The organism is Pseudomonas sp. AD21 (assembly GCF_002878485.1).
In the GTDB taxonomy this organism is placed as follows: Bacteria; Pseudomonadota; Gammaproteobacteria; order Pseudomonadales; family Pseudomonadaceae; genus Aquipseudomonas.
Genome location: NZ_NQYG01000023.1, coordinates 63,191 through 74,225 on the forward strand (window position 1 = coordinate 63,191; position 11,035 = coordinate 74,225).

The following is an 11,035-nucleotide window of genomic DNA, read 5'->3' on the forward strand; positions in this document are numbered from 1 at the left end:
TCAATCAATGATCAGTGCTTGGTGACTTTGTCCAGATAACCCATGGCGAACGCCGAGATCACGAAGGTCATGTGGATGATCACGTACCACATCAGGTGCTCGGGATCGACGTTCTTGGCGTCCATGAAAATCCGCAGCAGGTGGATCGAGGAAATCGCCACGATCGAGGCCGCCACTTTCATCTTCAGTGACGAAGAGTCCATGGTGCCCAGCCAGTTGAGCTTTTCCTTGCTGTCGTCGATATCCAGTTGCGAGACGAAGTTTTCGTAGCCGGAAATCATCACCATCACCAGCAAGCCGCCAACCAGCGCCATGTCGATCAGCGACAGCAGCACCAGGATAAGGTCCGATTCGGCCATCGAGAACACGTTGGGGATGACGTGGAAGACTTCCTGGAAAAATTTCAGTGCCAGCGCCAGCAACCCGAGGGACAGGCCGAAGTAAATCGGCGCCAGCAGCCAGCGAGAGGCGTACATTGCGTTTTCGAAAAAGCGTTCCATTGAATCTCACACAAGGGGGGTTGTAATCGGGGGCGAGTATAACAGCCACCTGTGACAGCCAGAAACCGCCCGACTCGCACCTCCAATCAGCGCAACCTGCGTGTGTGGGTGAATTTTTTTCTGCTACTGTCCAAACCATTGACCGCCTAGCGAAAGTGGACAGGACGACTGGAAATGGATGTGCGATTACCGTTGACGACTGCCGGAGTTTGCCTCGCTTTGCTGCTGGGTGGCTGCTCTCCCGGCGAGGAGAAAAAGCCCACGGTCAGCCTCGAAACAAAGACAGCAACGTTCGAACATTCACTGGACGCCATCACTGATCCGAAGCTCAAGGATGCCGTGACCGAACTCGGCGGCTCGTTGCTGCTGCTCGAACGCGCGCAACACAAACTCGACAGCACACCGCTGAAAACCGTGTACGGCGAAGACACCCTCAGCGTCCTCAAGCACTACCCTTCCCCGCAGGCACTGGTCGACACCTTCATCAACGGGCTGTTCGTGCTGCACAAGGACGCCAGCTCCGACTACCTCACCGACCTGCAACCGGTGTTCCCCTTCAACCTCAACATTCCTGGCGGCTTCCTGTTTCCCCACGGTGTGGAATGGCAGTCGGTGACGCTGAGCAACAAACGCGTGATTGCCTATCAGCCGGAGTGGTCGGAAACCGATCCCGGCATCCAGTTGAGCCCGTCCAGCTCCAACGTCAACAATCCCGATGACTTGACCGTAACCTACCCGTTCATCGAAGGTCTGGACGTGGACAAGAAGACTCAGCCGCAACCGGTGAGCCTGCAAGGCAAGGTCGAAGTCATCACTCCACGCCGTTTGTTCAGTTTCAACCTGAGCCAGAAGGACGTCGGCCAGACCCGCACCGACGACAACCTCAGCGTCACCCTGCTGAAACTTGCAAAGAACTACGCCGAAGTCGAATTCAGCAACAACCTGCCACTGGCCCCCGAGGTCGAAGGCGCTCAACTCAACCCGCTGATCGTTCAGGCCCGCGACACCACCGGGCAGTACCTGGTGCGCGCCGGCTCGATCAACGAGAGCCCGGCACAAGTAAGCTTCTACGAGAAACAACTGGCGCACCTGCAACAACAGAAAACCTGGAGCGAGGCGCTGGAAAAGCAGCTGGAGGACGAACAGCACGCCTTCGAGCAGCAGCACCCGCGCCGCTACAACAAGGTCTACTTCAACGGCCCTGTCGATACCCTGGAAGTCAGCGTGCTGGATTTCTCATCGGCGACCGTGACCCGCAAGGCGCTGGATCTGCCAGTGCGCACCTTCAGTCAGCACACCACGGACAAAGCCATCCAGCCGCTGGACCCGGCGGTGGTGGTCTATGACGATCTGGCACCGAACTGGCTCAAGGGGGCGAGCCTCACCGAGGAAGAACTGAAGGCCGGCATCCGCATCCATCAGTCCGTGGAAGAGCCCAGCGCTGCACGCATCGAGTTCTCCCACCGTCGAACCTTCAACGATGAATTACTCGGCGATGATTTCAGCCCCGGCGAGAGTCCAGTCACGTTTTTCACCGAAAAACGCAGCGGCAAACTCGATGAGCCGATCGAACTGCCGCCCGAGGCGTATCAGGTCGATCCGCTGCAAGCGACCATCACTTACGATTTGAACCTGTTCCCGGAAACCCCGGCGATTGCCGTGGGTTCGATGCCGTTGTTTCTCGCGACCGTGGACAAGAAAACCTATGACGCCAAGTCGCTGCCCAAAGGCCTGGAGATCAAGAACAACACGCTGGTGGTGGACCTGAAACTGTTTCCGGCCAACGCCTGGCGGTTCTTCGTCAAGGACGACAGTGGTAACTACCTGAAACAGATTCTCTCGGTCAGCCACGACGCGAGTGCAGATGGCCCGGCGCTGTTCGGCGTGCATTACTTCTATGGCCGTCCAACGCACGTGGAGACCTATCAGCGAACCGACCTCAATACCGTGCAATACGGCTTTGAGGTCAAGCTTGAAAAGGCGCAGCAGCCCGATACCGCGCCGTGATTGCGCCTGTTAATGGTCGAACACGCCGACCGAACGCCCACGCCCGCCGTTGATCTGGCGCAGCTGCGCCTGCAGGTGCAGGCTCCAGATCTGCGGATCGTCGGCCAGTTCATAGCCATGCATCGTCAGGCTTTCAACAATGGTGTCGAGAATCGACTCGGCGGCGACCGGCCCGTGGAACGGGCCCTGAGCCTTGATGGCGGAAGGTTGTTCGCCGGCCATACCGGCGGCGAAGAGCAGAGTCCACATGCCGTTATCGCCGGCCAGTGGTTTGATGGCGCATTCGATACGGGTCACAAGACCCAGGCATTGACGGGTGAGGCAGAGGTTGCGCGACATGGCGGCGACCCTCGGTAAAGCCGGTATTCAGCCTTCACGCGAAGGCTGTTTCGATCCAGTGATACTGTCGATGTCCTTGAGCTGAGAATAGAAGAAAAGTCTGCCACGCAAGCCGGATAGAACCAGAAGGCGCCGAATGGTCATTGTGTGAATGTTGACGTCAGAGTAGTGGCACTTTTCCTGAAGATCACCGCAAAACACAATTTGAAACAACTGTGGGAGCAAGCCCCCTCCCACAATTTTTACCAGGTCAGGATTTAGGCGGGTTTGGCTTCAGTCAACGCCTCCTGCGCCAGCTCCTTCTCGGCCTCCTTCAGGTCTTCTTCGCTGATCATTTCGGCAATCACCCGCAGACGCTCGACCACTCGCGCGTTGACGCTGCCCTCCGGGAACTGGCCTTCGGCATCCGGCTCACCGGCCGGCTCGCCCACCAACAGGCTCAATGCCTCATCGGCCTGACGCACCGCGTACACGTGAAACTGCCCGGCACGCACCGCCGCCAGCACCTTCTCGTCGAGCATCAGCGTAGCGACGTTGGCCTGCGGAATGATCGCGCCCTGCTCGCCGGTCAGCCCGCGTGCTTCGCAGAGGCGGAAGAAGCCTTCGATCTTCTCGTTGACCCCGCCGACCGCCTGCACTTCACCGAACTGGTTGATCGAACCGGTGATCGCAAAGCACTGCTTGAGCGGAGTTTTCGACAGCGCCGAAATCAGCGTGCAGGCCTCGCCCAGCGACGCACTGTCGCCATCGACGTAACCGTAGGATTGCTCCAGCGCGATGCTCGCGGAAATCGCCAGCGGGAATTCCTGGGCGTAACGGCTGCCCAGATACCCGGTGAGGATCATCACGCCTTTGGAGTGAATCGGCTGACCGAGGTTGACCTCACGCTCGATGTCGACGATGCCGCTACCGCCCGGGTACACCGTGGCGGAAATCCGCGCCGGCACACCGAACGCCGAATCACCGACTTCGAGCACAGTCAGGCCGTTGCACTTGCCGACCGCCGCACCGTCGGTGTCGATCAGGATGATCCCGGCGAGCATGTCGTCGAGAATCCGCGCCGATACGCGGCCAGTCCGAGTGGCCTTGGCTTTCAGCGCGCGTTCGATGTGCCCCGCGTCGGTCATTTCATCGCCGGCCAGATGCCGGATGAAATCCGCTTCACTGACCAGTTGGAACAAATCACCGATACGCGCCGACAAACGCCCCTGATGCTCGGCCAGGCGTGCGCTGTAGGTCGCCAGACGCGCCACCGCATCAGCGGTCAGCGGTGCCATGCCTTCTTCCGAGGTACGGGTTTTCAGCAACTGGGCGAACTGCTCCAGGCTTTCGTCGACCATCGGGATGTCTTCGTCGAAGTCGACCAGCACGCGGAACATCTCCTGGAAGTCCGGATCGAGGTCTTGTAGCGTGTAATACAGCTGCCGCGCACCGATAATTACCACTTTGACCTGCAGCGGAATGTGCTGCGGGTTGAGGGTCACGGTGGCGAAACGGCCCATCTCGCCCAGCGGTGATTCCATTTTCAGTTTGCGCGATTGCAGGGCGCGCTTGAGCGCGTCCCACACGAACGGCTCACTGAGCATTTTTTCCGCTTCAAGAATCAGGAAGCCGCCATTGGCACGGTGCAACGCACCCGGGCGCAACTGGCGATAGGTGGTGTAGAGCGCGCCTTGATCGGTGGTGTACTCAATGCGACCGAACAGGTTTTCGTAAGTCGGGTGCGGCTCGAACACCACCGGCGCACCGCCACTCACCGGGTGGCCAACCACCAGGCTCGGCGCGTATTGCTCTTCCAGCAGCTTGCGCGCCACAGCGTCGGTCTTGCTGTCGTCGACCAGTTGCTCGACCACGGTCTTCAGCAGGTACACCTGCATCGCTTGCAAGTAACCGCAGACCGCGGCGTTCTCCGCGTACTTCTCGGACAGCGGCGACAGCAGCGGCTGCAAGGCCAGGGTGATGGTTTCTTCGTTGAGCTGACGCAACTGATTGTTCGACTCGCGCTTCCACTGCGGCAGGCTGGCGAGTTCTTCGTTCAGCCGCTCTTCGAGACCGGAAATATCCTCGTGGAAACGCTCGCGTTCGGCTTCCGGCAATTGCGAAAACTCGGCCTCGTCCAGCGCCTTGCCTTCGAGCATCGGGGTGAAGGCAATGTTGCTGCTGTCGCGGTACAAGGCGACGTCTTTTTCCAGCGCCAGACGTTCGATGACGTCCAGCGCCTTGTCGTAGCGCTGGTTGAAGGCGCGGTCGATGGCGCTTTTTTTCTGCTGGTAGGACGGGTGCTCGAACACCGCCGGGAACGTCGCCAGCAGGTTATCGATCAAGCCGTTGATGTCGCCGATGAACGCGCCGGCCGTGCCCGAAGGCAGTTCCAGTGCGCGGGGTTCGCGCGGTTCATCGAAGTTGTTGACGTAGACCCAGTCCGCCGGGGTCTGCAGGCGTTTGCCTTCGGCCTTCAGGTAGCGTTTGACGAACGAGAAGCGGCCGGTGCCGGGTTCGCCCATGACAAAGACGTTGTAACCGGGGCGTGGCATGGCCACACCGAACTGCAAGGCTTCGACCGCACGTTCCTGGCCAAGCACACCGCGAAAGGGCTCCAGATCATTGGTGGTAGTGAAGCTGAACTGTTCAGCGGAAAACGGACGGGTCAGCGCTTCGGGCGCTAGACGCAAGCTGGCAGCAACAGGATCAGGCATCGGGCTTCCTTAACAATCAGGCGGGGCAGATAGCGGCATTCTGGCGCTGCCCGTACCCCACTGGCAAGGCGCGCCATGTGACAAAGCATAGACAAGCGCCCTGCCGCACGGCCGGCCCCCTGAAACCGGGGATTTCAACGAATATTCAGCAAAAAATCACGGAACCACGGGAACGTGCCTAAACTCCAAACTGCGCGGCTGGAACTAATAACCGGCCCACTGGCTTCAAAAGGGTCTGTCTAGGCAGCACCTGGGGGGCCAGAACCCTGTCCATTGGTATGCACACAAAGAGAACAAAGCTATGAAACGGATTCTTCTCGGTACTCTCTTCACCGTTGTATCTCTCAATGCCATGGCTCAAGCGCCAGGCGGTCCGGATTGCGGTTGGGGCAACATGCTGTTCGAAGGTCAGCGTGGCACCCCGGCACACTTCCTGGCATCCACCACCAACGGCACTTCCGGTAACGCAACGTTCGGTATGACTTCCGGCACCAACGGTTGCTCGACCAACGCGTCGCTGACTTACGGCGGTAAATCCTGGTTCGCCATGAATGGCATGATGAACGAGCTGTCCGAAGACATGGCAAAAGGCAACGGCGAAGCGCTGACGACTTATGCCGTGGTACTGGGCGTGGCGCCGGAAGACCGTGCGCACTTCGCCGCTGTCACTCACGAGCACTTCCAGCAGATCTTCAGCAAGGCTGACGTGACCGCCGAAGACGTGCATACCAACACCCTGGCTGTACTCAAATCAGACCCTCGTCTGGCCAAGTACGCCACTCAGGCTTAAGCTCGACCCCCGGCCCGCTTCTTTCGGGAAGCGGGTTTTGTTTTGAGTGCAATCACTCGAATGTGATGCTGGACAGGGGAGTGATTGCAGCCCGATCCGGGCTTTATTTTCTTTCGACTTAAGTTGCCACCTATGCTCAAACGCCTTGCCTGGCTGGCGCTCTGTGTCTGCGCCCCGCTGTCCGCCACGCCTCACGTCGACCCTCAACGTTTGCAGCAACTGGCCAACGATCGCTTCTGGATTTCCCTCGGCCACTACGAAACCGCCAAGCTCGGTGGCTGGCGCAGCTATGTCAGCGACAAGAAGTTCTTCCTCGCCCCCGACGGCAACGAACACCCCGACCATGAACTGGCCGCCACCGTACAAGCGCTGTACGCCCCGGCCAGTCTCGGCGAGCAACACGCGCAGTGCGTCTACCCCGCGCGCACGCGCTGGCTGAAAGCGCAGCTCAACCTCAGCGACCTGCCCGCCCCCGATTGCGTCGAATTCAAAAAGTGGTTCAAGGACGTCTCGCCGCACAGCGCGGTGATGATCTTCCCTGCGGCGTACCTCAACAGCCCGTCATCGATGTTCGGCCACACCCTGCTGCGCATCGACCAGGCTGACGTACAGGCCGACAAGACCTCGTTGCTCAGTTACGCGATCAACTTCGGCGCCTACATCGAAGGCTCCGACAACAGCATCCTCTACGCCTGGAAAGGCTTGATGGGCGGCTACCCGGGGCTGTTCGCGCTGGTGCCCTATCAGGAAAAACTCTCCGAGTACCGCAGCCTGGAAAACCGCGACCTGTGGGAATACCGGCTGAACCTGACGCAAGCAGAAACCGCACGCATGGTCGAGCATGTGTGGGAGTTGAAGCAGATCCAGTTCGACTACTTCTTCTTCGACGAAAACTGCTCGTATCGCCTGCTCGAATTGCTGCAAGTGGCGCGTCCGAGCCTGCGCCTGACTGAACAATTCCCGCTGACCGCCATTCCCACCGACACGGTCAAAGCGGTGAAAGAAGCCGGGCTGGTGGAAAGCATCGAATATCGCCCGTCCCGCGAGCGTGAACTGCTCAGCCGCGCCGAGCCGTTGAGCAGCGACGAACAGCAATGGGTACTGAAAGTCAGCGCCGATCAGCAGGTGTTGCAGGATCCGACCTTCAAGGCCCTGCCCCGGGATCGCCAAGCGCTGATCATCGATGCTGCGTATCGCCTGGAACGCTACCGTGCCAACGGTCAGGAGCGTGATCCGCAACGGGCGCAACGCAGTTTCGAACTGCTGCGGGCGATCAACAAGAACCCGGCGCCGGAGCTGCAGATTCCACGACCGGGCCTGCCGGAAGACGGCCACGAATCGCGCACCTGGCAGGCCGGCGTCGGCACCCGGGGTGATCGCGCGTTCGGCGAGTACGGCTTGCGCATGGCTTACCACGACCTCAACGACAACGCCGAAAGCTTCCCCCTCGGCGCGCAGATCGAAATCCTGCAGATGAAGCTGCGCCAGTACGAAGGCAACCAGTGGCAGTTCCAGCAACTGGACCTGGCGACCATCCGTTCGCTGACCCCACGCAATGAGCTGCTGCAGCCACTGTCATGGCAAGTCACCGGAGGCCTTGAGCGTGTGCCGGGCAAACACGATGACGAAACCCTGGTCAGCCACGTCAACGGTGGCGGTGGCGGCACCTGGCAACTGGGCGAAGACACGCTCGGCTTTGCCCTCGGCACCGTGCGCATCGAGCACAACAATGACTTCGCCGGGTTCGTCACTCCGGCCGGCGGTTTCAACACCGGCGTGCTGTGGAAAAACCCGCTGGGCAATCTCAGCGTCGAGGCCAAGGGCGATTACTTCACCAACGGCGAAGTACGCCGCAGCCTGAGCCTGAACCAGCAGTGGGAGCTGTCGCGCAATCTGGGTTTGCGCCTGAGTGCGCAGCGTGAGTTCAGTCATGTGGCGACCCCGGAAACCGAGGTAATGCTCGAAGTGAAGTGGTATCACTACTGAACTGCAACCCAATCAGTAACCCTTGTGGGAGCGGGCTTGCTCGCGAAGGCGTCGTGTCAGGCGATTCAAATGCTGCCTGACACACCGCTTTCGCGAGCAAGCCCGCTCCCACAGGGGTCTCCGGTGTTCAACGAATTACTTACATGTCTTTCACCAACGTCCGACGATTCCGCTTCTAGACTTTCCCTATCAGCCGGGATTCGGCGCGGGAGAGTGCAATGTGGCGGTGTGCGGGACTGTTGGGTGTTTTGCTGTTGCTCGGGGGTTGCCAGACCACCCATGAAGACTTGGTCGCCAAAGGTTATCCACCGGCCTTCGCCGACGGTTTCGATGACGGCTGCGTCAGCGGGCGGCAAGCGGCCGGCTCGATCAGCGGCGAGTTTCGCAAGAACGTGCCGCGCTATCTCAAGGACAAGCAATACGCCGAAGGCTGGACCGACGGCTTCCGCCAGTGTCAGGCGATGCTGGAGAACAAGGATCGTGAAGCGTATCGCAACGAACACTGGGACGAACGCGAGCGCGCCTGGCAGCAGCAGAAAGATCAGGACGCCGGACGGGCTTATCGCTCGCAATAGGTCGCTTCCAGACATCCAGTGAAACCAAACGTCGGCGACTATGGACCAATTCCTATCACAGGAGGACACCATGAGCCGCGCTTTCGTCAACGAAGACAACGCCGCCGCGCAAGCCGATCAGCCCGTTGAACGGCAGGTCAGCGCGCAGCCCAATTACGTCACACCCCTGGGATTGGCGCAGTTGCAGGCCAAAGTCGCCGACCTGCAAAGCCTGCACGCCGAGCAGTCGGCCAAGGGCGAACAGGCCGACAAACAGCGCCTGGCCGATCTGGAACGGGATCTGCGCTATTTCAATCAGCGCCTGGGCAGCGCGCAGGTCGCGGCCGCCGCGACCTCCACCGACAAGGTGCAGATCGGCAGCTGGGTAACCTACGCCGACGAACACAGCACCGAACGCCGGGTGCAACTGGTTGGCGAGGATCAGGCTGACGCCAGTCAGGGCCTGATCAACTGGGGCTCGCCGCTGGGCCGGGCACTGCTAGGGACCCGGCTCAATGACGAAGTGCTGTGGCAACGCCCCGCCGGCGATCAGATGATTGAAGTGATTCGCATCGAACCGGCTTAAACCACACCCTGAGCGAGCATCGCATCAGCGACTTTGACGAAGCCGGCGATGTTCGCGCCTTTGACGTAGTTGATCCGTCCGTTCTCCTCGCCGTAATACACGCAGGCGTGATGGATCGACTGCATGATCGCGTGTAGCTTGCTGTCCACCTCACCCGCCGTCCACAGCAGGCGCATGGCGTTCTGCGACATCTCCAGACCGCTCACCGCCACCCCGCCGGCGTTGGAAGCCTTGCCCGGGGCGAACAAAATGCCCGCCTCGATGAAGATATCCACGGCCGCAAGCGTGGTCGGCATGTTCGCGCCTTCAGCCACGCACACACAGCCGTTGCGCAGCAGGGTGCGGGCGGCTTCGGCGTCGAGTTCGTTCTGCGTGGCGCACGGCAGCGCGATGTCGCACGGCAACGACCATGGCAGTTGTCCGGCGCGGAACTCCAGGCCAAACGCAGCCGCCAGCTCGCTGATGCGTCCGCGTTTGACGTTCTTCAATTCCAGCAGCGCCAGCCATAGCTCTTCACTCAGGCCGGACTCGCAGTACAGCGTGCCTTCGGAGTCGGACAACGAAATCACCTTGCCGCCGAGGTCCATGACTTTGCGCGCCGCGTACTGGGCGACGTTGCCAGAACCGGAGATCGCCACGCGCTTGCCTTCGACGGTCTGCTCACGGCGCTTGAGCATTTCCTCGGCGAAATACACGCAACCGAAACCGGTAGCCTCCGGACGAATCAGACTGCCGCCGTAGGTCATGCCCTTGCCGGTCAGAACGCTGGTGAACTGGTTGCTCAGGCGCTTGTACTGGCCGAACAGAAAACCGATTTCCCGCGCACCGACACCGATGTCACCGGCTGGCACATCAACGTCGGCGCCGATGTGGCGGTACAGCTCGCTCATGAAGGCCTGGCAGAAACGCATGACTTCGGCGTCGCTCTTGCCCTTCGGATCGAAGTCCGAACCGCCCTTGCCGCCGCCCATGGGCAACGAGGTCAGGGAGTTCTTGAAGGTCTGCTCAAACGCCAGAAACTTCAGCACACCCATGTTCACCGAAGGATGGAAGCGCAAGCCGCCCTTGTACGGGCCGATCGCGCTGTTCATCTGGATACGGAAACCGCGATTGACCTGAACCTTGCCCTGATCGTCGACCCACGACACGCGAAACACCACCGCCCGCTCCGGCTCGCAGATGCGTTCCAGAATCCCCGAGGTCAGGTAATGCGGATTGGCTTCGAGAAACGGCCACAGACTGCGCAGGACTTCTTCGACGGCCTGGTGGAATTCGGGCTGATCCGGGTCGCGTTTTTTCAGCCGGGCGAGGAAGGATTCGACGGATTCGATCATGGGAAAAGTCTCGGCAAATTTATTGTCGTTGGAAGCGATTGAGCCGGACTGTAACAAACGAATTGCGCACAGGAATAGAGCAAAATGTCGCACTTATGAAATTAAATGGTGCACAGGATATAAATCAGGGGTTTTTTTTGGTGTGCTTTGCACCTGAATGGTGAGATCAGATTCAAGTTATGCACCAACAGTTGCACCGCTATCGCGAGCAGGCTCACTCCTACAGGGGAACGCATTTCAAAT

The 11,035-nt window shown here is 59.9% G+C and carries 9 protein-coding genes; 5 read left to right on the plus strand and 4 right to left on the minus strand.

Features of this window, described 5'->3' with window-relative positions; translation table 11 throughout:
* Positions 1-11: 11 nt before the first annotated feature.
* The gene (locus PseAD21_RS15880; protein ID WP_025108778.1) at positions 12-500 is read right to left on the minus strand and encodes a TIGR00645 family protein; all 489 of its coding nucleotides are present in this window, start codon (positions 498-500) and stop codon (positions 12-14) included.
* A 174-nt stretch (positions 501-674) separates the two neighbouring features.
* Between PseAD21_RS15880 and PseAD21_RS15885 the strand changes: the two genes are divergently transcribed.
* Positions 675-2,507 (plus strand): hypothetical protein, encoded by a 1,833-nt coding sequence (locus PseAD21_RS15885; protein WP_102356498.1) that lies wholly within the window; start codon positions 675-677, stop codon positions 2,505-2,507.
* Between the two features lie 9 nt (positions 2,508-2,516).
* On the opposite strand, the gene PseAD21_RS15890 is transcribed toward PseAD21_RS15885, so the two are convergent.
* Positions 2,517-2,846: a hypothetical protein gene (locus tag PseAD21_RS15890; protein WP_102356499.1), complete on the minus strand. Its 330-nt coding sequence runs from the start codon at positions 2,844-2,846 to the stop codon at positions 2,517-2,519.
* A 257-nt stretch (positions 2,847-3,103) separates the two neighbouring features.
* The gene (locus PseAD21_RS15895; protein WP_102356500.1) at positions 3,104-5,542 is read right to left on the minus strand and encodes a Lon protease family protein; all 2,439 of its coding nucleotides are present in this window, start codon (positions 5,540-5,542) and stop codon (positions 3,104-3,106) included.
* A gap of 301 nt (positions 5,543-5,843) precedes the next feature.
* Here PseAD21_RS15895 and PseAD21_RS15900 point away from each other — a divergent pair, with 301 nt between their 5' ends.
* The 4 genes from PseAD21_RS15900 to PseAD21_RS15915 all read left to right on the plus strand — a co-directional run bounded on the left by PseAD21_RS15900 (position 5,844) and on the right by PseAD21_RS15915 (position 9,458).
* On the plus strand, positions 5,844-6,332 hold the full coding sequence (locus PseAD21_RS15900) for a DUF3015 domain-containing protein (protein WP_041065261.1): 489 nt from the start codon (positions 5,844-5,846) through the stop codon (positions 6,330-6,332).
* A 132-nt stretch (positions 6,333-6,464) separates the two neighbouring features.
* Entirely contained in the window at positions 6,465-8,318 is a 1,854-nt protein-coding gene (locus PseAD21_RS15905; RefSeq protein ID WP_102356501.1) for a DUF4105 domain-containing protein, read from the plus strand.
* 218 nt (positions 8,319-8,536) lie between these two features.
* Positions 8,537-8,893 (plus strand): hypothetical protein, encoded by a 357-nt coding sequence (locus PseAD21_RS15910; RefSeq protein ID WP_102356502.1) that lies wholly within the window; start codon positions 8,537-8,539, stop codon positions 8,891-8,893.
* 70 nt (positions 8,894-8,963) lie between these two features.
* Complete coding sequence (locus PseAD21_RS15915; RefSeq protein WP_102356503.1) at positions 8,964-9,458, plus strand: GreA/GreB family elongation factor; 495 nt, start codon at positions 8,964-8,966, stop codon at positions 9,456-9,458.
* Here the strand turns inward: PseAD21_RS15915 and gdhA are convergent.
* Positions 9,455-10,792, minus strand: coding sequence for an NADP-specific glutamate dehydrogenase (gene gdhA / locus PseAD21_RS15920; protein WP_102356504.1), 1,338 nt, complete (start codon positions 10,790-10,792; stop codon positions 9,455-9,457). The two genes, PseAD21_RS15915 and gdhA, sit on opposite strands and share 4 nt — an antisense overlap.
* Positions 10,793-11,035 lie beyond the last annotated feature (243 nt).